Raw genomic sequence first — 22,052 nt, 5'->3', positions numbered from 1 at the left:
GTGACGCGGATGACGTCACGCCGGGTGGCGGCCCGGTGCCGGCTACTCGGTGGCCACCCGCCGCCGCGACCGGCGCGGCTGGCGCTCCGGGTCGGGCTCGGCGCCCAGGAGGTAGGAGCAGTCCAGGTGGTTCCACCCGCAGCCGCGGCACACCTGGACGGAGTAGACGGAGAACTCCTCCTGGGCCCGGTCCATCCGGGCCAGCTCGGCAGGCGTCTTCGCCTGGCCGGCCGTGGGACCGAGCCGGTCCCCGTAGACGTAGTGGACCAGCGTGAGCCGCTCTCTGCGGCACACCGGGCAGGTGAGGTCCGTGGCCTCACCGTGGTACCTGGCCGCCCGGGTGAGGTACGGACTGGCGTCGCAGACCTCCGAGAGCCCCGTGCGGCCGGCGTACACGTCGGCGAGGACGGCGCGCCGCTGCAGCGCGTAGTCCACGACGGATCGACGTCCGGGCACGGCGTCAATGTACGCAACGCAGGTGACGGCGGAAGCCCTCCAACGGCCCGGGCGACCTCCCGGGCCGGTCCTCCGGCCCGGTGCAGGGTCCCGCCGCGAGCCTGCGAGCGGTGGGGGCACCGGGGTCCTTGATGTATCGTCCCGATACATCGGTCCGCAGGACAGCGGGAGGAGGGCGACGTGCTCGAGTTCGCCATCCTGGGCCTGCTGCACCAGGCGCCGATGCACGGCTACGAGCTGCGCAAGCAGCTCGCCCAGGTGCTCGGCGGGCTGCGCAGCATCTCCTACGGGTCGCTGTACCCCGCGCTCAAGCGGCTGCACGCCGCCGGGTACGTCACCACCGACGAGCCCGACCCGCGCGCCCCGCTGCCGGCCGACGCCCCTCCGCTGACCGGCCGGCGGGGCAAGGTGGTCTACACGATCACCGCCGAGGGCAAGGAGCGCTTCCACGAGCTGGTCGGCCAGTCCGGCCCGGAGGCCTACGACGACGGCGGGCTGTTCGGCGTGCGGCTGGCCTTCTTCCGGCACACCGCCGCGGACGTGCGACTGCGCATCCTGGAGGGCCGCCGGCGCACCGTCGAGCGGCAGCGCGAGGGCCTGCGGGCCTCGCTGAGCCGGACCCGGGAGCGGCTGGACCGCTACACCCTGGAGCTGCAGCGCCACGGCCTGGACTCCGTCGACCGCGAGGTCCGGTGGCTCGCCGAGCTGATCGACCGGGAGCTGACCGACGGCCAGCCGCCCCGGGACGGCGGCGCCGACACCGGCGACCCGCCGGCGCCACCGCGTCCCTGACCGGCCCGATGACCCGGTGGGCCAGCCCCGCCCGCCACCCCGAGCAGGACCGTCCACGGTCCGTGTCCACCGACCGCACACGGTCAGAAGGAGATCTCCATGGGATCCGTCAAGGTCGCCATCGTCGGAGTCGGCAACTGCGCCGCCTCGCTGGTGCAGGGAGTCCACCACTACCGCGACGCCGACGAGACGACGTCGGTGCCCGGCCTGATGCACGTCCGCTTCGGCGCGTACCACGTCTCCGACGTGGAGTTCGTCGCGGCGTTCGACGTCGACGCCAAGAAGGTCGGCCGCGACCTGTCCGAGGCCATCGTGGCCAGCGAGAACAACACCATCACGATCTGCGACGTCCCCCCGCTGGGCGTGACCGTGCAGCGCGGCACCACCCTCGACGGCCTGGGCCGGTACTACCGGGAGACGATCGAGGAGTCCGACGAGGAGCCGGTGGACGTCGTCGCCGCGCTGCGCGAGTCGGGCGCCGACGTGCTGGTCTGCTACCTGCCGGTCGGCTCCCAGCAGGCCGCGGAGTTCTACGCGCAGTGCGCGCTGGACGCCGGCGTGGCGTTCGTCAACGCGCTGCCGGTGTTCATCGCCGGCACCCCGGAGTGGGCGGAGAGGTTCACCGCGGCGGGCGTGCCGATCGTCGGCGACGACATCAAGAGCCAGGTGGGCGCCACGATCACCCACCGCGTGCTGGCCAAGCTGTTCGAGGACCGCGGCGTGCACCTGGACCGCACGATGCAGCTCAACGTCGGCGGCAACATGGACTTCAAGAACATGCTCGAGCGCGAGCGGCTGGAGTCCAAGAAGATCTCCAAGACCCAGTCGGTCACCAGCCAGGTGGACCGGGACATGGGCGCGGGCAACGTGCACATCGGCCCGTCGGACCACGTGCCGTGGCTCAGCGACCGCAAGTGGGCCTACGTGCGCCTGGAGGGCCGCGCCTTCGGCGACGTCCCGCTGAACCTGGAGTACAAGCTCGAGGTCTGGGACTCCCCCAACTCCGCCGGCATCATCATCGACGCCGTCCGCGCCGCGAAGATCGCGAAGGACCGCGGGATCGGCGGCCCGATCCTCTCGGCGTCGGCCTACTTCATGAAGAGCCCGCCGGTGCAGTACGACGACAGCGAGGCCCGAGACGCCGTCGAGGCCTTCATCCGGGGCGACGTCGAGCGCTGACACCGGGACTCGGCCGGCCGGGCCCGTCCTCCCCCGGGGGCGGGCCCGGCGGCTCGGCGCGGGGACGGCGGTCCGGGCAGGGACCGCTGAATAGGCTGGGCCGCATGCCCGCGCGCCGTCGTCCGCAGCTCCCGGCGCTCGTGGCGGTGCTCGTCCTGCTGGCCGGGTGCGGCGGTGCGGAGGAGCGCGTCGAGGGCGCGCCGGTCACCGACGAGGAGGCCGGGCTGCTGGCCCGGCTGCTGGCCGACAACCGGGAGCGGGGCGGCGCGGACGTCGTCGTCACCGCGCCCTACGGCCAGGACACCGTGCTCACCCTCACCGGGGAGGTGGACCTCGCCGGCGGCGTCGGGCGGGCCCAGGCGGTGACCACGCACGGCGACGGCCGGCCCGACGACACCCGCACGCTGTTCTTCACCGCCGACGAGCTGTGGTTCGGCGACGTCCCGGGCCTGCCCGCGGCACTGGAGGCCGCCCGGCTGCCCGAGGCCGCCTACGTGCGGCGGCCGGTCACGCTGGGGGAGGAGGCCCCGCTGGTCGACGTGCTCACCCGGGTGGTGCTCAACCTGTCCGCGGAGGAGGCCGACCCGGCCGGGGCGTTCCGGGAGGCCGGCTACACCTGGCAGGGCGACCGCTCGATCGACGGCGAGCTGACCGGGCTCTACGCCTCGGCGTCCGGCTGGTCGGTCGCGGTGGACCGGTCCACCGACCTGCTGGTGCAGTACCGCACGCCGCTGCCGGGGGAGGGGCTCGAGGTCACCGTGACGCTGTCGGACCACGGCCCGCGGGAGATCACGCTGCCCGCCGAGGGGGAGTCCGTGGACGGCGACGAGCACCCGGACGTCGCGGAGGCCGTCGGCCTCTGAGAGGACGTGAGGGAGGGGCGGCCTCTTCCCCAGACCGCCCCTCCCGACGGATTCCTACCAGATCCCCGCCCGGCGCGCACCGGGGGACACGCCGGTCAGTTCGCCGTCGGGTCGGCCGGCGCGGTGGACAGCACCGCCAGGCGGCCGGTCTGGCGGCCCATCACCCGGCGCCACAGCTCCGGCCCGGCCAGCTCGCTGAGCACGTCGTCGGCACCGCCGGGCACGCACGCCCAGGCGCCCTCGGCGATCTCCCCCGCCAGCTGGCCGCGCGACCAGCCCGCGTAGCCGGCGAACACCCGCAGCCCGCTCACCCGGCCGGCCACCTCGTCGGGGTCGGCGTCCAGGTCGACCAGGTGCACGTCGCCGGCCACCCGCCGCAGCCCGCAGTCCTCCCCCGGGCTGCCGCACACCGCCAGGCACAGCGCGGTGTCGGTCTCGCAGGGGCCGCCCACGTGGAACACGCCGGGGTCGACGGCCAGGTCGCACCAGACCGGGAGCACGTCGCGGATCTCCACCTGGCTGGGCCGGCCGAGCACGACGCCCAGGGTGCCGCCGTCGGTGTGGTCGAGCACGTAGACCACGGTGCCGGCGAAGGTGGGGTCGGTCAGTCCCGGCATCGCCACCAGCAGCGACCCGGGGCGCACGTCGTCCAGGCCGCCGGTCCAGAGCGCGGGGACCGCGTCCCGACGACGGCGGCCCGTCGCGGGGCGGGCCGGGCGACCCGACTCGGGTTCAGGCGAGGACGGGAGAGTCATCGCCGTCCAGTGTGCCCCACCGCGGGGCCCCCCGGCCGGGCCGGGCGCGCCGTCCGCGGCGGGTCGCGCGGCCCGTCGTCGCCCGGAGCGGGACGCGCGGCCACCGTAGGGTGACCGCGTGCCGCAGGCGGGGTCGACCGTGCGCGCCCTGCTGTCCGCCCCGGGCTTCCGCCGGCTGCTGGCCACCCGGCTGTCCGCCCAGTTCGGCGACGGCGTGCTGCAGGCCGCGCTCGCCGGCACCCTCGTGTTCGACCCGCAGCGGGCCGCCGACCCGCTCGCCGTCGCCACCGGCTTCGCCGTGCTGCTGCTGCCCTGGTCGGTGGTGGGCCCGTTCGCCGGCGTCTGGCTGGACCGCTGGAGCCGGCGGCGGGTGCTGGTGCACGCCGGCGTGCTGCGCGCCGGGCTGGTCGCGGTGCTGGCCCTGCTCGTGGCCGCCGGCACCGCCGGTGCGCCGCTGCTCCTGACCGGGCTGCTGCTGTTCTCCGTCGCCCGCTTCGTGCTCTCCGCGCTGTCGGCGTCCCTGCCGCACACCACGGCCGACCTGGTGGCGGCCAACGCCCTGTCGACGACCTCCGGCGCGGTGGCCGCGGTCGCCGGCGGCGCGACCGCGATCGCCGTGCAGCAGGCCGCCGGCCTCACCGGGGACGGCGGGTACGCGCTGGTCACCCTGGGCGCGGCCGGTCCCTACCTGCTGGCCGCGGCGGTGGCCGCCGGCTTCGGGCACCGCGCGCTCGGCCCGGACGACGGCGCGGCCCGGGCCTCCGCCCGCCAGGTGCTCACCGGGATGGCGGCCGGGGTGCGGCACGTGCGGGCGCGCCCGCCGGCGGTCACCGCCCTGGCCGTCGTCACCGTGCACCGGCTGTGCCTCGGGCTGCTCACGCTGATGACGCTGCTGTACGCGCGCGCCGCCGCACCCGCGGGTGGCGGGCTGCTGGGGGTCGGCGCGGCGGTCGCCGCGGGCGCGGCCGGCACGCTGCTGGCGGCGGTGGTGACGCCGCGGGCGGTGCGCCGCCTCGGCACGGCCCGGTGGGTGACCCTGCTGCTGGCCGCCGGGGGACCGCTGCTGGCCGTGCTGGCCTGGCCGTTCCGGCCCGAGGGCATCGCCCTGGCCGCCGCCGTGCTGGGGTTCCTCGGGCAGGGCGTGAAGATCTGCGTGGACGCCACGCTGCAGCGGGTCGTCGACGACGAGGTCCGCGGCCGGGTGTTCTCCGTCTACGACACGCTGGTCAACGTCAGCTACGTCCTCGCCCTGCTGGCCGCGGCCCTCCTGCTGCCCGCCGACGGCGAGTCCCGGCCGGCCCTGGTCGCCGTCGGTGCCGCCTACCTGCTCGCCGCCGTCCTGGGCGCCCGCTCGCCCCTGCCGGGCGGCCCGGACGGTGGCCTCACAGGCCGGGGACGCACTGCCCGCGACCCAGCCGGGCCAGCCCGGTGAGGTCCCCGGCGGCGAGGTCGGTGACGCCGGGCACCGTCTCCGGGTGCAGCAGCTGCCCGGCGTCCTCCACGTGGGCCAGGCCCACCACGTGGGCGAGCTCGTGCAGCACGATGCCGGCGGCGGTGGTCGCGCCGTCCGGCGCGGCCAGCACCTCCGGGAACTGGCCGGCGTCCAGCGAGACCGTGCCGGTGACGTAGACCCGCGGCCCGTCGCCCAGGGAGACCGCCGTGCTGCCGCCCCGGCCGACGACGTCCCCGGCCAGGTCGGGCTGCTCGGCCTCGGTCTGCCAGGCGACGAGGACCGGTGCCCAGCGGTCGCCGTAGCGCGCGGGCTGGTAGGTCTCCCGCTGCGGGCTGGGCACCTCGTCGGTCGGACCGTCGTACCGGAAGGCCAGGCCGGTGGCCTGGCTGATCCGGGCGACGGCGGCGTGCACCAGCTCCTCCCCGCCGGCGGGCGCCCCGTCCGGCCGGATGGCGTAGTGGACGACCCGGCACGGGTCGTAGGCGACCGGCGAGACGCCGTTGTCCTGCAGCAGCGAGAAGACGTGCGGGCCGCCACCGGGTGGCGCCGGCGGCGGAGAGCCGATCGGCGCGGCGGCCGCGCCGGCGCCCGGGGTGGGCCGGTCGGCCGGGAGCGGGGCGGCGACCGGCACGTGCCGGTCCGGGGAGGCGGCCGGCGCCCCGGCCGCCGCGGGCGGCTGTCCGGGCCGGGGCACCACCCCGGTGAGGAGGGCGCCGGCGAGGGCGCAGCCGGCGACGAGCGGGACGGCGAGCAGCCGGCGCCGTCCCGCGCGGCGGCGCCGGCCGGCCGGCGGGGCGGGCGGCCGCGGGTCCGGGGCGCCGGTCGGCTCGTCGTGCACGTGTCTGCGATCGGCAGCCGGGGGGTCGGCCTCCAGCCGGGTCAGGCGCCGTCCCGCCGGGCCCACCACGCGCGCAGCTCGGCCTCGGCCTGCTCGGGGTCCAGCGGGCCGCGCTCGAGCCGCAGCTCCTTGAGGAAGGTCCACGCCTCGCCGACCACGCGGCCCGGCGGGATGCCGAGGACGGCCATGATGGCGTTGCCGTCCAGGTCCGGGCGCACCCGGGCGAGGTCCTCGGCCGCCGACAGCTCGGCGATCCGCCGCTCCAGCGAGTCGTAGGTCTCCGCCAGCGCCGCGGCGCGCCGCCGGTTGCGCGTGGTGCAGTCCGAGCGCACCAGCTTGTGCAGCCGGGGCAGCAGGTCGCCGGCGTCGGTGACGTACCGGCGCACGGCGGAGTCGGTCCACTCGCCGCCGCCGTAGCCGTGGAAGCGCAGGTGCAGGAAGGTCAGCCGGGCGACCGCCTCGACCACGTCCTTGGGGTACCGCAGCGCGGTCAGCCGCCGGCGCACCAGCTTGGCACCGACCACCTCGTGGTGGTGGAAGGACACCCGCCCGCGCGGCTCGTGCCGCCGGGTGGCCGGCTTGCCGACGTCGTGCAGCAGCGCGGCCAGCCGCAGCACCAGGTCCGGCGACCCGTGCTCCGGGTCGGCCTCCTCCAGGGCGATCGCCTGGTCCAGCACGGTCAGCGAGTGGGTGTAGACGTCCTTGTGCTGGTGGTGCTCGTCGATCTCCATCCGCAGCGCGGACAGCTCCGGCAGGACGACGTCGGCCAGCCCGGTGGCGACGAACAGCTCCAGCGCCGCCCGCGGCGAGTGCTGCAGCAGCGTCTTGGAGAGCTCCACCTGCACCCGCTCGGGGGTGATCCGCCCGAGCTCCGGCGCCAGCGAGGTCATCGCGTCGACCACGTCGTCGGCCGGGGTGAGGCCGAGCTGGGCCACGAACCGGACCGCGCGCAGCATCCGCAGCGGGTCGTCGGCGAAGGAGTCCACCGCGGCCCCCGGCGTCCGCAGCCGCCCGGCGAGCAGGTCGCCCAGCCCGCCGTGGGGGTCGGTGACGGTGCGGTCGGGGCCGAGGGAGACGGCCATCGCGTTGACGGTGAAGTCGCGGCGGGCGAGGTCGTCGACCAGCGAGTCGCCCCAGGCCACCTCCGGGTTGCGCGACTCGCGGTCGTAGCGGTCGGCGCGGAAGGTGGTGATCTCCAGCCGGACGCCGTCCACCTCGGCACCCACCGTGCCGAACGCGATCCCGGTGTCCCACGTGGAACGGGCGAACCCGTGCAGCAGGCGGAGGACCTGCTCGGGCCGGGCGTCGGTGGTGACGTCGAGGTCACCGGGCGCCGGGGCCGGCGCCTCCGGGCGGCCGCGACCGGCGGCCAGCAGCGCGTCGCGGACCGACCCGCCGACCAGGTGCACCTCGTGGCCGGCGGCGGTGAACCGCTCGCCCAGCCGGGCCAGCACCGGGGAGACGTCGACCAGCTGCCGCACCGTCTCCTGGACGGCGGCCGGCACGGGGGCGCCGTCCTGGGCAGGACTCTGCGGCTGACCGGACACGACGGTCCAGGGTAGTGCCCGGTCGCGCGCTACCCTCCTCGCATGGCTGGGACGGGCGGGCGAGGGCGCCCCGGCCGCCGGTTGCGCCGGGTCGACGAGACCTCCGCCGGGGGCCTGGTGGTGGCCGACGACCCCATCACGGGGCCGCGCGCCGCGCTGATCGGCCGCACCGACCGCCGCGGGCGGCTGCTCTGGTCGCTGCCGAAGGGCCACATCGAGGCGGGCGAGACCCCCGAGGACACCGCCGTCCGCGAGGTCGCCGAGGAGACCGGCATCATCGGCGAGGTCGTCGCCCCGCTGGGCATCATCGACTTCTGGTTCGTCGCCGACGGCCGCCGGGTGCACAAGACGGTGCACCACTTCCTGCTGCGCGCCATCGGCGGCGCGCTGTCCGACGCCGACGTCGAGGTCACCGAGGTCGCCTGGGTGCCGCTGGACGAGCTCGGCGCCCGGCTCGCCTACGCCGACGAGCGGGCACTGGTCGAGCGGGCGCCCGCGCTCCTCGCCGACAGCGCGTGAGCGGGCCGGCTCGCGCACCGGCAGGCACAGCACCCCCCCGGCGGGCGGCTGCCGGGGGCGCGCTGGCCGCGTTGCTCGCCGTCCCCCTGGTGGCGCTGGCACCGGCCGCGGCGGCCGCGCCCGAGGACCCGGCCCCCGGTGCCGACGACCGACCGGTGACCGTGGAGCTCACCGTGCTCGAGCCGCGCACCCTGACCCCCGGCGCCCCGGTGACCGTCGCCGGCGAGCTGACCAACACCGGCACCGAGACCCTGACCGACCTCGACGTGCGCCTGCAGCGCGGCGCGCCCGTCGCCACCCGCGGCGAGCTGCAGGCGCTCGCCGGCGGGTCCGAGCCGGTGGCCGCCGCCGCCACCCCGTTCCAGGACGTCGCCGACGAGCTCCGCCCGCAGGACTCGGTGCCCTTCACGCTGACCACGACCACCGACGCGCTGGCCATCGGCGGGGACGGCGTCTACCCGGTGCTGCTCAACCTCAACGGCATCGGGTCCGACGGGGACCGGCGCCGGGTCGGGGAGCTGACCACCTACCTGGTCCAGCCCCCGGCGGCGCCGGCCGCGCCGACCGACGTGGCCTGGCTGTGGCCGCTGGTCGAGCGCACCCACCGGGACGCCTCCGGCACCTTCGTCGACGACGAGCTGGCCGCGGAGGTCGCGGCGGGCGGGCGGCTGGACCGCGTCCTGGCCACGGTGGAGCGGCTGCCGCGGTCGGTCCCCGCCGAGGGCGTCGACCCGGGCCCGGTGGTGCCGGTGACCCTCGCCGTCGACCCCGCCCTGGTCGAGGAGCTGCAGCTCATGACCGCCGGCCCCTATGCCGTCGCCGGCGACGCGGACGGCGGCGAGGGCACCGACGAGGCGGCCGCCTTCCTGGACCGGCTGCGCGCCGTGGCCGCCGACCACCCCGTCGTCGCGCTGCCCTACGGCGACGTCGACGCCGACGCGCTGACCGCGACCGGCCTGGCGCGGGTCGTCGCCCGCAGCCTCCCCGGCAGCCCCGAGGGCACCGCGCAGGACGACCCCGACGCGGCCCCCGCCCCACCGGACGCACCCCCGGCCGAGGCCACCGGGGCCGCCGGCGCGGGCATCCTCCGGGAGGTCCTGGGCGTCGAGGCGCGCACCGACCTGGCCTGGGCGGTCGGCGGTTCGATGCGCCTGGGGACCCTCGAGGTGCTGGCCGGCGGCGGCATCGAGGAGGTCGTGCTCGACCCCGGCGCGCTCGCCGACGGCGAGGCCGCGCTGGGTGCGGGCGGCCCGGCGGCGGCCCGCACGACGCTGCCCACCGACGGCGGGCCGGTCGACGCCCTCGTCGCCGACGGTGTCCTCGGCGAGCTCGCGGCGACCGCGGAGCGGACGCCGGGGGGCGGCCGGGCCGCCGAGCAGCGGCACCTCGCCGAGCTCGCGCTGCTCGCCGCGCAGGCCGGCGACGCCCCCGGGGGGCAGAGCGTGCTGGTGGCCCCGCCGCGGGAGGTCGACCCCGCCCCGGCGGCGGTGGGCACCATGATGGCCGCCGCCGCGGGGCTGCCGTGGCTGCGGCCGGCGACGGTGGCCGGGCTGGGCGAGGGGCCGGTCACCGACACCGGCGGGCTGGCGCCCCCCTCCGGTCCCGACGGGCTGGAGCCCGAGGGGCTGGCCGACGTCGCCGCCGCCGCCCACGTCCGGGAGGACCTCGCCGGCGCGGTGGCCGGGGACGCGGACGCGGTGCTGGCGCCCTGGGACGCCGCCCTGGCCCGGAGCAGCTCGGCGGCCTGGCGGGACGACCCGGTCGCCTTCGCCGCGGCCGCCGCGGACGTGCGCGCCACGACGGCCCGCCTGCTGGAGCGGGTCACCCTGCTCGCCCCCGCCGAGGGCACCTACAGCCTGGCCTCCCGCGACGCGCCGCTGGTGCTCACCGTCCTCAACGACCTGCCCTTCGCCCTCCGCGTCCAGCTGCAGGTGCAGACCCGCGGCAACGCGCTGTCCGTGGGCGACATCAGCGACCAGGTGCTCGGCCCGCAGCAGCGCACGACGCTGCAGGTGCCCAGCGAGGTGCGGCAGTCCGGGCGGTTCAGCGTCGCGGCCACGCTGACCACCCCGGACGGCGTCCCGCTGGGGGAGCCGGTGCGGCTGCAGGTGCAGAGCACCGCCTACGGGTCCATCTCGGTGGTCGTGACCATCGGCGCGGCCGCGCTGCTCGGGCTGCTGTTCCTGCGCCGGCTGGTGCGCTTCCTGGTGCGCCGCCGCCGCGGCACCCCCGGCGAGGGCGACGACGACCTGCCCGGCGGTCCGGTGCCCGAGGGTGCGGCAGTCCCGCTGCCGCCGACGCGGAGCCCGGTGTGAGCCCCGGCCGGGTCGGCCGGTGACCGACCGCCCGGTGGACGAGCAGCAGCGCCGGCCGCTGCCGCCCGTGCCGCCGCCCCCAGCCGCCCCGCGCCGCCCGGCCCGCGAGCGCGCCGCGACGCCCCCGCCCGCCGAGCTGGCCCAGCGGGAGGCCGGCCCGCCGCCGGTGTCCGGTCCGGCCACCCCGGCGGCCCTGCCGCTGCCCCCGCCGCCGTACCCGAAGGCGCCGTCGGGCGGGCGGCCGCTGCCGCCGGTCCCGCCCCGGACACCGCGCGTCCGGGACCTGCCGCCGGTGCCCCCGCCGCGGCAGCCGTCGCGGTTCGTGCCCGGCCCGGACGACACCCAGCTGATCCCGGTGCTGCCCGCGGTGCCGCGGCGGGTCGACGAGACCGACGAGGAGGTCGAGGCCCGGGAGGGCCGCCCCGGCGCCAGCCGCGGCATCCTGCGCGCGGCCGGCACGATGGCGGTGGCCACGCTGGTCTCCCGCGTCACCGGCCTGCTGCGCACCATGGTGCTCACCGCGGCGCTGGGCGTCGGCCTGGTCGGCGACGCCTACAACACCTCGAACACGCTGCCCAACATCGTCTACGAGCTGCTGCTCGGCGGAGTGCTGACCTCGGTGGTCGTGCCGCTGCTGGTGCGCGCCCAGGAGCGGGACCGTGACGGCGGCGCCGCCTACGCCCAGCGGCTGGCCACCGTCGCCGTCCTCGGGCTGGTCGTCGTCACCGCGCTGGCGGTGCTGGCCGCACCGCTGCTGACCCGCCTCTACGGCCTCGGCGAGGACCCGGACCAGTACCGGCTGGCCACCTGGCTGGCCCGCATCCTGCTCCTGGAGATCGTCTTCTACGGGGTCGGCGCCCTGGCCCAGGCGATCCTCAACTCCCGGGGGGTGTTCGGCCCGCCGGCCTGGGCGCCGGTGCTCAACAACGTGGTGGTGATCGCCACCGGCTTCCTCGTCGTCGCGGCGGCCGGGCCCGGCGAGCTGACCCCGGTGACGATCACCCCGCTGCAGGTCTGGCTGCTCGGCGGCGGCACCGCGCTGGGCATCGCCGTCCAGGCGCTGGTGCTGCTGCCGCTGCTGCGCCGGGCCGGCGTGCCGCTGCGCCCGCGCTGGGGGCTGCGGGACACCGGGCTGCGCGAGGTCGGCTCGCTCGGCCTGTGGGTGGTCGGCTACGTGGCGATCAGCCAGGTGGGCGTCGTGGTGGCCACCCGGATCGCCAACGACGCCGGGCGGGACGGCGGGCTGGGGTCGCTCGGCCTGGCCAACGCCAGCCTGCTGTTCCAGATGCCCTACGGGATCATCGGCGTGGCCCTGCTGACGGCCCTGGTGCCGCGGATGAGCCGGGCCGCCGCCCGCTCCGACGTCCCCGGCGTGGTGCGCGACCTGGCGCTGGGCACCCGGCTGTCCGCGGTGGGCCTGCTGCCGGTCAGCGCGGCGCTGACCGTGCTCGGCCCGGCGATCGCGGTCGTGGCCTTCGCCCGCGGCAACACCGGCGTGGAGGAGGCCCGCACCATCGGCGTCGCGCTGGCCGTGGGCGCGTTCGGGCTGCTGCCGATGGCGGTCACCCTGCTGCAGCTGCGGGTCTTCTACGCGATGAAGGACACCCGCACCCCCACGCTGCTCCAGCTCGGCATGGTCGGCGTGCGGGTGCCGCTGCTGCTGCTGGTACCGGCGCTGGTCGAGCCGGAGCACGTCGTGGCCGGGCTGATGCTGGCCACCGGGCTGACCTACCTCGCCGGCTGGCTGCTCGGCAACGTCCTGCTGCGCCGCCGCCTGGGCACGCTGGACAGCCGCGCCGCGCTGCTGCCGGTGCTGCGCGTGGCCGCCGTCGCCGTCGTCGCCGGCCTGCTGGGGTGGCTGGCGGTGTCCCTGGCCGACGGCGCCCTGGGCCCGTCGGTGGCAGGCTCGCTCGCCACCGTGCTGCTGGGTACCGTGGTCATCGGCGTCACGGCCCTCACCGGGCTCGTGGTCGCCCGCGTCCCCGAGGTCCAGGAGCCCCTGGCCGCCCTGAGGGCGCGGCGGGGGCGCGGGTGAGCAGCGTCGGGCCGGGGCAACACAGCCGCCGGCCGGGAGGGGACGGGGGACCGGGCGCGCCGATGACGTCCACGACCACCGGTCTCCCCGACCGCTACCGCCCGATCGACCAGGTCGGCCCCGCCGAGACCACGCCCACCGGCGTCATCCGCACCTGGCGGGCCAAGGACCGCATCCTCAACCGCGACGTCGCCATCCGGGTGCACACCCCCGGCGGGCCGGCCGCCCGCGAGTGGATCACCCGCGCGCTGACCGCCGGCGGGCTGGCCACGCCCGCGCTGGCGATGGTCTACGACGCCGCCGAGGGCGGCGCGGGCCGGGCGGGGGAGGACGCCGCCCCGGGCAGCGCCGCGTACGTCGTCAACGAGTGGATCGAGGGCCGCACCCTCGCCGAGCGGCTGGCCGAGGGCCCCATGCCGGAGCGGGAGGCGCGTGGCGTGCTGCGCCGGCTCGCCGAGGGCGTCGCCGCGGCCCACCGGGTCGGCCTGGCCGTCGGCGGGCTCACCCCGGAGACCGTCGTGCTGCGCCGCGGCGGCCTGGTCGGGCTGCGCTCGGTGCCGGCCGCCACCGGCACCGTGCGGGGCGACGTGGCCGCCCTCGGCGAGCTGCTCGAGTACTGCCTCACCGGCCACCGTCCCGGCACGGTCCCCGCCGGCCCAACGGCGGCCGGGATGCCCCCGGACCTGGCGGCGCTGGTGCGCCGGGCCCGCTCCACCGACCCGGGCGCCGGGCTGTCCAGCGTCGACGCGATGGCCGCCCTGCTCGTGGAGCGGCCCCGCACCGGGCACAGCGCCGACCCGGCGCGCGCCGCCGACGAGTCCGACAGCGGGTGGCTGCGCCGGCTGCGCGAGCGCCGCGAGGAGGAGCGCGCCGAGCCCGGCGGGCGGGTGCCCGCGGTCGACCCCGCCCCGACCCGCGACGCCTCCGGCGGCTCCGCCCCGCCCCTGGCGGCCCGCGGCCTGCCGCCGGTCCCCCCGCGGCGACACGCGGCCGACGACGAGGACGACCTCCTGCCGCTGTCGGCCGGGGCGGACGGCCCCGACGGCGGTGACGGCGACCGGCCGGCCCCGGCGGACGCCCGCCGCCGGCGGCTGCTGCTGGTGGGCCTGCCGCTGCTGGCGCTGGCCGTGGTGGTCGCCCTGGCGGCCTGGCTGGGCAGCAGCGTGCTCTCGGTCACCGACGACGTGGCCGGCGAGCCGGCCGCGGTCCCCAGCGCGCCGTCGAGCGGTGCGCCCGCCCCGCAGGAGACCGCTCCGCCGGCCGCCGCCACCATCGTCGGCGGCAGCGTCTACAACCCCCAGGGCGACGGCGACCCGGAGAACCCCGACGAGGTCCCGCTGTCCTTCGACGGCGACCCGTCCACCGCCTGGTCGACGGTGACCTACCGGGGGTCGCCGGCGTTCGGCAACCTCAAGGACGGCGTCGGGGTCCTCTACGACCTCGGTGCCGGGCAGCCCCTGGCCGGCGTGGCCGTCAGCGGCAGCGCGGGCGCCACCGTGGAGGTCCGCGTCGGGGACCGGCCCGACGGCGGCCTGGACGCCTACCGGGTGGTGGCCGCCGGCACGCTCGGCGAGGCGACCGACCTGTCCTTCGACGAGCCGGTGACCACCCGGTACGTGCTGGTGTGGGTCACCGGGCTGGCCCCCTCCGAGGGTGGGTTCTCCGCGGAGGTGGCCGAGGTGAGCCCCACCCCGGCGGGGTGACGGAGGACCCTCCCACCCCCCTCCGGTGGGGCCTCACCGGGGAATGCGGCCCCTACGATCCCCGTTGTGCAGCCCGTGACGACGAACCACCCGACGCCCGGCCCCGCGGTGACCGAGGAGCACGCGGTGCCCGCCATCCCGCCCGCCGAGCACGACGGCGTCCGCGACCTGGTCATCATCGGGTCCGGCCCGGCCGGGTACACCGCGGCCGTCTACGCCGCCCGCGCGAACCTGCACCCGCTGGTGTTCGAGGGTTCCCAGTTCGGCGGCGCGCTGATGACCACGACCGAGGTCGAGAACTTCCCCGGCTTCGCCGAGGGCATCCAGGGCCCGCAGCTCATGGACGACATGCGCACCCAGGCCGAGCGCTTCGGCGCCGAGCTGGTGGCCCGGGACGTCACCGAGGTCGACCTGACCGCCGAGCCCAAGATCGTCAAGGTCGGCGACGAGGTGCACCGCGCGCACGCGGTCATCGTCGCCACCGGGTCGAAGTACCGCTACCTCGGCCTGGACAACGAGCAGCGGCTGCTCGGCCGCGGCGTGTCGGCCTGCGCGACCTGCGACGGGTTCTTCTTCCGCGACCAGGACATCGCCGTCGTCGGCGGCGGGGACTCCGCGATGGAGGAGGCCACCTTCCTCACCCGCTTCGCCCGCTCGGTGACCGTCGTGCACCGGCGGGAGGAGCTGCGCGCCTCGAAGATCATGCAGCAGCGGGCGCAGGGCAACGACAAGATCCGCTGGGCGCTGGGCAAGCAGGTCACCGACGTGCTCGGCGAGCAGACCGTCTCCGGCGTCGAGCTGACCGACGTCGGCACCGGCGCGACCGAGCAGCTGCCCGTCTCCGGCGTCTTCGTCGCCATCGGGCACGACCCGCGCAGCGAGCTGTTCGTCGGCCAGCTCAAGCTCGACGACGAGGGCTACATCCAGGTCGAGCACCCCACCACCCGGACCAACCTCGAGGGCGTCTTCGCCTGCGGCGACGTGGTCGACCACATCTACCGGCAGGCGATCACCTCCGCCGGCACCGGGGCCGCGGCCGCCATCGACGCCGAGCGCTGGCTGGCCACCGCCTTCGGCGAGCGCTGAGGGAGCACCCTCCTGCCCTGCGCGGGCCCGTGGAGGGTGGCCGGCCCGGGCATACACGGCCCGTCGAGCGGGTTGTCCCGCACAGACCCACCGGCCGGGGCCCCTGCGCCCCGGCCGTCCCCGGACCACGAGGAGAGCGACCATGGCAGCAAACACCGTGACGGTCACCGACGCGACCTTCGCCGACGACGTGCTGGGCAGCGACAAGCCCGTGCTCGTCGACTTCTGGGCCGAGTGGTGCGGACCGTGCAAGATGGTCGCCCCCGTCCTGGAGGAGATCGCCTCCGAGCACGGCGACAAGCTGACGATCGCCAAGCTCAACATCGACGAGAACCCGCAGATCGCCCGCGACTACCAGGTCATGTCGATCCCGACCATGACCGTCTTCCAGGGCGGCAAGCCGGTGAAGAGCATCATCGGCGCCAAGCCCAAGGGCGCGATCCTCTCCGACCTCGCCGACTACCTGTGAGGACCGCACACCCGTGACGGCCTGACACGTCACCAGGGCCTCCCCCGCCACCGGCGGGGGAGGCCCTCGCGCGTCCGGGGCCCGCCGGGCCGACCGGACGGACGGGGACCACAATCGACCCCGATGGGAACCGACAGCCACATGCAGCCCCTGGGCCCCGGGGACCGCGGTCCCGCCGTGGCCGACGTGCGCGCCGCGCTGCGCGCCCTGACGCTGCTGCCGGCCACCGGCGGCGCGCAGGAGCCGGCACCGCTGGACCAGGCGGTCTACGACGCCGCCACCGAGCTCGCCGTCCGGCACTTCCAGCAGGTCCGCGGGCTCACCGTCGACGGCCGCGTCGGGGAGGAGACCTATCGCGCACTGTCCGAGGCCCGCTGGTCGCTGGGTGACCGGCTGCTGCACCACGACCCGGTCCGCCCCATGCGCGGGGACGACGTCACCAACCTGCAGGACCGGCTGCACGAGCTCGGCTACGACGCCGGCCCGGTCGACGGCGTCTTCGGCGCGGACACCGAGGCGGGGCTGCGGGCCTTCCAGCGCGACTACGGGCTGACCTCCGACGGCACCTGCGGGCCGGCCACGCTGCGCGCGCTGCGCCAGCTCGGCCGCAAGGTCACCGGCGGGCGGCCGCAGCTGCTGCGGCAGAGCGCCAGCTTCGTCGAGAGCGGCCCGCACCTGATCGGCCGGCGGATCGTCGTCGACCCCGGGCACGGCGGCACCGACCCCGGGTACAGCGCGGGGGAGACCACCGAGGCCGATCTGGTGCTGGACCTGGCCTCCCGCATCGAGGGCCGGCTCGCCGCCGCCGGGGCCACCGTGTACCTGACCCGCGGCCGGCAGCAGGACCCCACCCTGGCCGAGCGGACGGCGTTCGCCAACGACGCCCGCGCCGACCTGTTCCTCTCCCTGCACACCGACGCGCACCGCTCCGAGCACGCCCGCGGGGTGGCCAGCTACTACTACGGCACCGGCTCGGGCCCGTCCTCCACGGTGGGCGAGCAGTTCGCCAACCTGGTCCGCCGGGAGGTCGTCGTCCGCACCGGGCTGCTCGACCTCGGGTCGCACCCCAAGACCTGGGACCTGCTGCGGATGACCCGGATGCCCGCCGTCCGGCTGGACTGCGGCTACCTGTCCCACCCCGTCGACCGGCTGCTGCTGCTCGACGCCCGGCTGCGCAGCACCGTCGCCAGCGCCGTCCTGGCCGCCGTCCAGCGGCTGTTCCTGCCCGCCGAGGCCGACCCGCCCACCGGCACGTTCGTGCTGCCCGGCCGGAGCGGCACCGCCGGCTGAGCCGCGTGGGGCGGGCGGGACGGGACGGGTCCGTCCCAGCGGGCCGCACCCCCGTGTGCGGGCCGCCCGGCCGGCCGCGTCCCTACACTCGACGGGTGGCCTCCCTCCCGCCCGGCACGCCCCCGGGTCCCGGTGCGCACCACCCTGCGCAGCCCACCCACGTGCCGCGCCACCCGCGGCTGGACCCCCTGGCCGACCGGTACGCGGCACGCACGCACGGGATGAAGACCTCGGAGATCCGCGCGCTGTTCTCCGTCGTCAGCCGCCCGGAGGTCGTCTCGCTGGCCGGCGGGATGCCCGCGGTCACCGCGCTGCCGCTGGACGCCGTCGGCTCGATGATCGGCGAGCTGGTGTCCGGGATGGGCGCGCAGACGCTGCAGTACGGCTCCGGCCAGGGCGACCCGCGGCTGCGCGAGCGCATCTGCGACGTCATGGCGCTGGAGGGCATCACCGACGCCAGCCCCAGCGAGGTCGTCGTCACCGTCGGCTCCCAGCAGGGCCTGGACCTGGTCACCCGCGTCTTCGTCGACCCGGGCGACGTCGTCCTCGCCGAGGGCCCCTCCTACGTCGGCGCCCTGGGCGTGTTCCAGGCCGCGCAGGCCCGGGTGCGGCACGTGCCGATGGACGACGACGGGCTCATCCCCGAGGCGCTGGAGCAGGCGCTGCTGGAGTGCCGGGCCGCCGGCGACCGGGTGAAGTTCCTCTACACGGTGCCGAACTACCACAACCCGGCCGGCGTGACGCTGTCCGAGCCGCGCCGGCAGGCCATCGTGGAGCTCGCCGACCGCTACGACCTGCTGGTCATCGAGGACAACCCCTACGGCCTGCTCGGCTTCGACCGCGAGCCGATGCGCGCGCTGCGCGCCCGGGACGACCGGCGGGTCATCTACCTCGGCTCGTTCTCCAAGACGTTCTCCCCGGGCCTGCGGGTGGGCTGGGTGCTCGCCCCGCTCGCCGTCCGGGAGAAGCTGGTGCTGGCCACCGAGGCGCAGGTGCTCTGCCCGCCCTCGCTCACCCAGTACGCCGTCGCCCGGTACCTGGACACCCAGCCGTGGCGCGAGCAGGTCAAGCACTTCGTCGAGCTCTACCGCGAGCGGCGCGACGCCGCCCTGGAGTCCCTGGCCGCGCTCATGCCGCCGGGCACCACCTGGACCCGGCCGGACGGCGGGTTCTACGTGTGGCTGAAGCTGCCGCACGGCCTGGACGCCAAGCTCATGCAGCCCCGCGCGGTCACCGCGCACGTCGCCTACGTGCCCGGCATCGGCTTCTACGCCGACGGGTCGGGCCAGGAGTTCATGCGGCTGTCCTACTGCTACCCGGAGCCCGACCAGATCCGCGAGGGGGTGCGCCGGCTGGCCCGCGTCATCGAGGCCGAGCTGGACCTGCACTCCACCTTCGACGGCGTGGACACCGGCACCTTCCGCGCCGTGTCCGGCGGCCAGCCGGGCATCGTCGGCCCGGCCACCAGCGACCGCTACGGGGACCGGGCATGAGCGACACCGCACCGGCCGCCGCACCCCGCCCGGGCGCGGCGGCGCACCCGCTGCGCGCCGTCGTCCTGGCCGGCGGGCTCAACGTCGAGCGGGAGGTCAGCCTGTCCTCGGGCACCCAGGTGGCCGAGGAGCTGGCCCGCGCCGGCGTGGAGGCCGAGCTGCGCGACGCCGACGCCGAGCTGCTGCCCGGGCTGGCGGCCGCGCCGGCCGACGCCGTGTTCATCGCCCTGCACGGCGCCACCGGGGAGGACGGCGCGCTGCGCGCGGTGCTCGACCTGGCCGGCGTGCCCTACGTCGGGTCCCCCGCCGCGGCCTGCCGCCTGGCGTGGGACAAGCCGGCCGCGAAGTCCGTCGTCCGGTCGGCCGGGGTGACCACCCCGGACTGGGTGGCGCTGCCGCACAGCACCTTCCGGGAGCTGGGCGCCGGCGCGGTGCTGGACCTGATCGTCGCCCGGCTGGGCCTGCCGCTGGTGGTCAAGCCGGCCTCGGGCGGCTCCGCGCTCGGCGTGCAGAAGGTCAGCCGGGTCGAGGACCTGCCCGCCGCCATGGTGAGCTGCTTCGCCTACGGGGACACCGTGATGGTCGAGCGCTTCGTCGACGGCGTGGAGCTGGCCCTGTCCGTCGTCGACCTGGGTGACGGACCCGAGGCACTGCCGGCCGTGGAGATCGCGCCGGAGTCCGGCGTGTTCGACTACACCTCCCGCTACACCCCCGGCCTCACCGAGTACCACGCGCCGGCCCGGGTGCCCGACGAGGTCGCCGGGCACGCCGCCCGGATCGCCGTCCGGGTGCACGAGGTCCTCGGCCTGGCCGACCTGTCGCGCACCGACGCGATCGTCACCCCGGACGGCGGGGTCCACTTCCTCGAGGTGAACGTCTCCCCCGGGCTCACCGAGACCTCGATGTTCCCCATGGCGGTCGAGGCGGCCGGCTCCTCGCTGGGCGACGTCCTCGCCCGGCTGCTCGCCCGCCGGGCCGCCGCCACCCGCTGAGGAGGGACCTGGATCCATCCGTGACGGAACCAGGTCTCCGGCCCCCGGTCACCCCTCCGAACGGCGACCGGTGACGTCGGGGGCCATCTGGCCGATGATCCGCTGCAGGTCGTCGACCGAGCCGAACTCGACGACGATGCGGCCCTTGGCCCGGCCGATCTGGATGCGGACCGTGGTCTCGAAGGCGTCGGACAGCCGGCCGGCGAGGTCCTCGACCCCGGGGGCGGTGAACCGCCGCGGCCGGCGCTTGGCGGCCGGCTGCTCGGCGACGGCCAGCGCGACCGCCTCCTCGGTGGCCCGCACCGACATGCCCTCGGCGACCACCCGGGTGGCCAGGGCCTCCTGCGCCTCGGCGTCGGCCAGGCCGAGCAGCGCCCGGGCGTGCCCGGCGGAGATGACGCCGGCGGCCACCCGCGCCTGCACCCGCACCGGCAGCTTGAGCAGCCGGATGGTGTTGGTGACCTGCGAGCGGCTGCGGCCGATCCGGGCGGCCAGCTCCTCGTGGGTGGCGCCGAACTCCTCCAGCAGCTGCTGGTAGGCGGCGGCCTCCTCCAGCGGGTTGAGCTGCACCCGGTGGATGTTCTCCAGCAGGGCGTCGCGCAGCAGGGCGTCGTCGGTGGTGTCCCGGATGATGGCCGGCACCGCCTCCAGCCCGGCTGCGCGGGCGGCGCGCAGCCGCCGCTCGCCCATGATCAGCTCGTAGCCGCCCTCGCCGCGCTCGCGGACCACCACCGGCTGGAGCAGGCCGAACTCGCGCACCGAGTGCGTGAGCTCCTCCAGCGCCTCGTCGTCGAACACCTGGCGGGGCTGGCGGGGGTTGGGGACGACGTCGCCCACGGCCACCTCGCGCAGTTGCGCGCCGGGCACGCTCGTCGTCGCCGCGGCCTGGGCGGCCACCGTCGCCGCGGCCTGGGCGGCCGGCGGCAGCAGGTGCACCGGCGCGGGGTGCGCGGCCTGCTCCCCGGCGGCGTCGCCCCCGGCGTCCGGCGGTGCGGGCTGCTCGTCGGCGGGCGCGCTGGTGGGGATCAGCGCGGCCAGGCCGCGGCCCAGGCCGCCGCGCCGGCCGGCGGGTCCCCCGCGGCGGTCGGCCGGGGTGGCGGCGCTGCCCGGGCCGCTGGTGAGCTCGCTCACGGTGTCTCCTCGGGGGACGGGGGGACGGGGACGGTCGCCGCGGACCGGTGGGGGGAGGCCGCACCCACGGGCGCGCCCACCGGGGCGCCGGGCGTGGGCCGGGAGGGCAGCGGCGGCAGCGCGACACCGCGCTGGGCCAGCTCGCGGGCGGCCTCGACGTAGCTGGTGGAGCCCCGGGAGCCGGGGTCGTAGGTGACGACCGACTGCCCGTACCCGGGGGCTTCCGAGACCCGTACGTTCCGTGGGATGACGGCGTCCAGCACCAGGCTGCCGAAGTGGTTGCGCACCTCCTCGGCGACCTGGTCGGCGAGCCTGGTCCGCCCGTCGTACATGGTGAGCAGGATGGTCCGGACGGCGATCCCCGGGTTGAGGTGCCGGCGGACCAGGTCGATGTTGTTGAGCAGCTGCCCCAGCCCCTCGAGCGCGTAGTACTCGCACTGGATCGGGATGAGCACCTCGTCGCCGGCCACCAGCGCGTTCAGCGTGAGCAGGCCGAGGGACGGCGGGCAGTCGATGAGCACGTAGTGCGGCCGCTGCTCCGGCGGGAGCTCCTGCAGGTGGGTCTCGATCGCCCGGCGCAGCCGGTACTCGCGGGCGACCACGGAGACCAGCTCGATCTCCGCGCCGGCCAGGTCGATGGTCGCCGGGACGCAGGACAGCAGCGGGGTGGCCGTCGTCGGGTGCACCACCTCGGCCAGCGAGCTGTCACCGACCAGGGCGTCGTAGACCGACGGCGTCCCGACGCTGTGGTCGACACCGAGGGCGGTGCTGGTGTTGCCCTGCGGGTCGAGGTCGACGACGAGGGTGCGCAGCCCGTACAGCGCCAGGGCGACCCCGAGGTTCACCGACGAGGTGGTCTTGCCGACGCCGCCCTTCTGGTTGGCGATGGTGATGACCCGGATGCGGCCCGGTGCGGGGAACGGCTCCTGGTCGGCCGCGTGCAGCACCCGGGTGGCCCGCAGCGCCTCCATCGCGATGGGGCTGTCGAACTCGACGGTCGAGGCCGACTGGTCCGTGAGGCTGCTGCGCAGCCGCTGGCCCGGGTCGGTCATCCCAGCTCCTCCCTGCCGGTCCGTTCCACGTGGAACACGGCCGCGCCCCTCACGGCTGGGCTCCTCACGGAGACGTTCCACGTG

The 22,052-nt window shown here is 76.8% G+C and carries 19 protein-coding genes; 13 read left to right on the top strand and 6 right to left on the bottom strand.

What is annotated here, in order from left to right; translation table 11 throughout:
- Positions 1-42: 42 nt before the first annotated feature.
- Positions 43-456 (bottom strand): DUF5318 family protein, encoded by a 414-nt coding sequence (locus CHB98_RS12380; RefSeq protein ID WP_245821114.1) that lies wholly within the window; start codon positions 454-456, stop codon positions 43-45.
- Between the two features lie 180 nt (positions 457-636).
- Here CHB98_RS12380 and CHB98_RS12375 point away from each other — a divergent pair, with 180 nt between their 5' ends.
- The 3 genes from CHB98_RS12375 to CHB98_RS12365 all read left to right on the top strand — a co-directional run bounded on the left by CHB98_RS12375 (position 637) and on the right by CHB98_RS12365 (position 3,290).
- The gene (locus CHB98_RS12375) at positions 637-1,248 is read left to right on the top strand and encodes a PadR family transcriptional regulator (protein ID WP_089305899.1); all 612 of its coding nucleotides are present in this window, start codon (positions 637-639) and stop codon (positions 1,246-1,248) included.
- Between the two features lie 99 nt (positions 1,249-1,347).
- Entirely contained in the window at positions 1,348-2,427 is a 1,080-nt protein-coding gene (locus CHB98_RS12370) for an inositol-3-phosphate synthase (RefSeq protein ID WP_089305898.1), read from the top strand.
- Positions 2,428-2,531: 104 nt separating this feature from the next.
- Positions 2,532-3,290, top strand: a complete 759-nt coding sequence (locus CHB98_RS12365; RefSeq protein WP_143425080.1) for a hypothetical protein — start codon at positions 2,532-2,534, stop codon at positions 3,288-3,290.
- A gap of 95 nt (positions 3,291-3,385) precedes the next feature.
- Here CHB98_RS12365 and CHB98_RS12360 read toward each other — a convergent pair whose 3' ends face one another.
- On the bottom strand, positions 3,386-4,045 hold the full coding sequence (locus tag CHB98_RS12360) for a YqgE/AlgH family protein (RefSeq protein ID WP_245821113.1): 660 nt from the start codon (positions 4,043-4,045) through the stop codon (positions 3,386-3,388).
- 118 nt (positions 4,046-4,163) lie between these two features.
- On the opposite strand from CHB98_RS12360, the gene CHB98_RS12355 reads away from it, so the two are divergent.
- Positions 4,164-5,477, top strand: a complete 1,314-nt coding sequence (locus CHB98_RS12355; protein WP_089305896.1) for an MFS transporter — start codon at positions 4,164-4,166, stop codon at positions 5,475-5,477.
- On the opposite strand, the gene CHB98_RS12350 is transcribed toward CHB98_RS12355, so the two are convergent.
- Both CHB98_RS12350 and CHB98_RS12345 read right to left on the bottom strand, forming a co-directional pair.
- On the bottom strand, positions 5,428-6,336 hold the full coding sequence (locus CHB98_RS12350) for a peptidase (RefSeq protein WP_179224461.1): 909 nt from the start codon (positions 6,334-6,336) through the stop codon (positions 5,428-5,430). The genes CHB98_RS12355 and CHB98_RS12350 overlap by 50 nt on opposite strands.
- Before the next feature lie 41 nt (positions 6,337-6,377).
- On the bottom strand, positions 6,378-7,841 hold the full coding sequence (locus CHB98_RS12345; RefSeq protein ID WP_179224459.1) for a CCA tRNA nucleotidyltransferase: 1,464 nt from the start codon (positions 7,839-7,841) through the stop codon (positions 6,378-6,380).
- An 84-nt stretch (positions 7,842-7,925) separates the two neighbouring features.
- Between CHB98_RS12345 and CHB98_RS12340 the strand changes: the two genes are divergently transcribed.
- From CHB98_RS12340 to CHB98_RS12300, 9 genes are all read left to right on the top strand, one after another.
- A complete protein-coding gene (locus CHB98_RS12340; protein ID WP_089305894.1) occupies positions 7,926-8,402 on the top strand; it encodes an NUDIX hydrolase in 477 nt (158 codons plus the stop codon).
- A 71-nt stretch (positions 8,403-8,473) separates the two neighbouring features.
- Positions 8,474-10,717 carry a DUF6049 family protein gene (locus CHB98_RS12335; RefSeq protein WP_143425079.1) on the top strand — a complete coding sequence of 748 codons (2,244 nt, stop codon included), beginning with the start codon at positions 8,474-8,476 and terminating at the stop codon, positions 10,715-10,717.
- 19 nt (positions 10,718-10,736) lie between these two features.
- On the top strand, positions 10,737-12,752 hold the full coding sequence (gene murJ / locus CHB98_RS12330) for a murein biosynthesis integral membrane protein MurJ (protein ID WP_089305892.1): 2,016 nt from the start codon (positions 10,737-10,739) through the stop codon (positions 12,750-12,752).
- Between the two features lie 62 nt (positions 12,753-12,814).
- Entirely contained in the window at positions 12,815-14,455 is a 1,641-nt protein-coding gene (locus CHB98_RS12325; RefSeq protein ID WP_089305891.1) for a protein kinase family protein, read from the top strand.
- A gap of 66 nt (positions 14,456-14,521) precedes the next feature.
- Positions 14,522-15,541 carry a thioredoxin-disulfide reductase gene (trxB, locus tag CHB98_RS12320; protein WP_245821112.1) on the top strand — a complete coding sequence of 340 codons (1,020 nt, stop codon included), beginning with the start codon at positions 14,522-14,524 and terminating at the stop codon, positions 15,539-15,541.
- Between the two features lie 142 nt (positions 15,542-15,683).
- Positions 15,684-16,010, top strand: coding sequence for a thioredoxin (gene trxA / locus CHB98_RS12315; RefSeq protein ID WP_089305889.1), 327 nt, complete (start codon positions 15,684-15,686; stop codon positions 16,008-16,010).
- Positions 16,011-16,133: 123 nt separating this feature from the next.
- Complete coding sequence (locus CHB98_RS12310) at positions 16,134-17,300, top strand: N-acetylmuramoyl-L-alanine amidase (protein ID WP_245821111.1); 1,167 nt, start codon at positions 16,134-16,136, stop codon at positions 17,298-17,300.
- A gap of 95 nt (positions 17,301-17,395) precedes the next feature.
- On the top strand, positions 17,396-18,793 hold the full coding sequence (locus tag CHB98_RS12305) for an aminotransferase-like domain-containing protein (protein ID WP_218822343.1): 1,398 nt from the start codon (positions 17,396-17,398) through the stop codon (positions 18,791-18,793).
- Entirely contained in the window at positions 18,790-19,785 is a 996-nt protein-coding gene (locus CHB98_RS12300; protein ID WP_089305886.1) for a D-alanine--D-alanine ligase family protein, read from the top strand. Before CHB98_RS12305 ends, CHB98_RS12300 begins: the two co-directional genes overlap by 4 nt.
- A 48-nt stretch (positions 19,786-19,833) precedes the next feature.
- Here CHB98_RS12300 and CHB98_RS12295 read toward each other — a convergent pair whose 3' ends face one another.
- Entirely contained in the window at positions 19,834-20,916 is a 1,083-nt protein-coding gene (locus CHB98_RS12295) for a ParB/RepB/Spo0J family partition protein (protein ID WP_089305885.1), read from the bottom strand.
- The gene (locus tag CHB98_RS12290; protein WP_089305884.1) at positions 20,913-21,968 is read right to left on the bottom strand and encodes a ParA family protein; all 1,056 of its coding nucleotides are present in this window, start codon (positions 21,966-21,968) and stop codon (positions 20,913-20,915) included. The genes CHB98_RS12295 and CHB98_RS12290 overlap by 4 nt, the downstream gene beginning before the upstream one ends.
- Between the last annotated feature and the right edge of the window lie 84 nt (positions 21,969-22,052).

The organism is Geodermatophilus pulveris (assembly GCF_900188375.1).
Classification (GTDB): Bacteria; Actinomycetota; Actinomycetes; order Mycobacteriales; family Geodermatophilaceae; genus Geodermatophilus; species Geodermatophilus pulveris.
The sequence above is the reverse complement of the archived record's forward strand: the minus strand, read 5'-3'. Positions and strand labels throughout refer to the sequence as shown.

Bases quoted from the DNA above. Each gene is read 5' to 3' on its own strand.
- CHB98_RS12310 (WP_245821111.1), top strand. From the start codon at position 16,134: ATGGGAACCGACAGCCACATGCAGCCCCTGGGCCCCGGGGACCGCGGT.
- CHB98_RS12340 (WP_089305894.1), top strand. From the start codon at position 7,926: ATGGCTGGGACGGGCGGGCGAGGGCGCCCCGGCCGCCGGTTGCGCCGG.
- CHB98_RS12370 (WP_089305898.1), top strand. From the start codon at position 1,348: ATGGGATCCGTCAAGGTCGCCATCGTCGGAGTCGGCAACTGCGCCGCC.
- CHB98_RS12300 (WP_089305886.1), top strand. From the start codon at position 18,790: ATGAGCGACACCGCACCGGCCGCCGCACCCCGCCCGGGCGCGGCGGCG.
- CHB98_RS12365 (WP_143425080.1), top strand. From the start codon at position 2,532: ATGCCCGCGCGCCGTCGTCCGCAGCTCCCGGCGCTCGTGGCGGTGCTC.
- CHB98_RS12325 (WP_089305891.1), top strand. From the start codon at position 12,815: ATGACGTCCACGACCACCGGTCTCCCCGACCGCTACCGCCCGATCGAC.
- CHB98_RS12290 (WP_089305884.1), bottom strand. From the start codon at position 21,968: ATGACCGACCCGGGCCAGCGGCTGCGCAGCAGCCTCACGGACCAGTCG.
- trxA (WP_089305889.1), top strand. From the start codon at position 15,684: ATGGCAGCAAACACCGTGACGGTCACCGACGCGACCTTCGCCGACGAC.
- CHB98_RS12360 (WP_245821113.1), bottom strand. From the start codon at position 4,045: ATGACTCTCCCGTCCTCGCCTGAACCCGAGTCGGGTCGCCCGGCCCGC.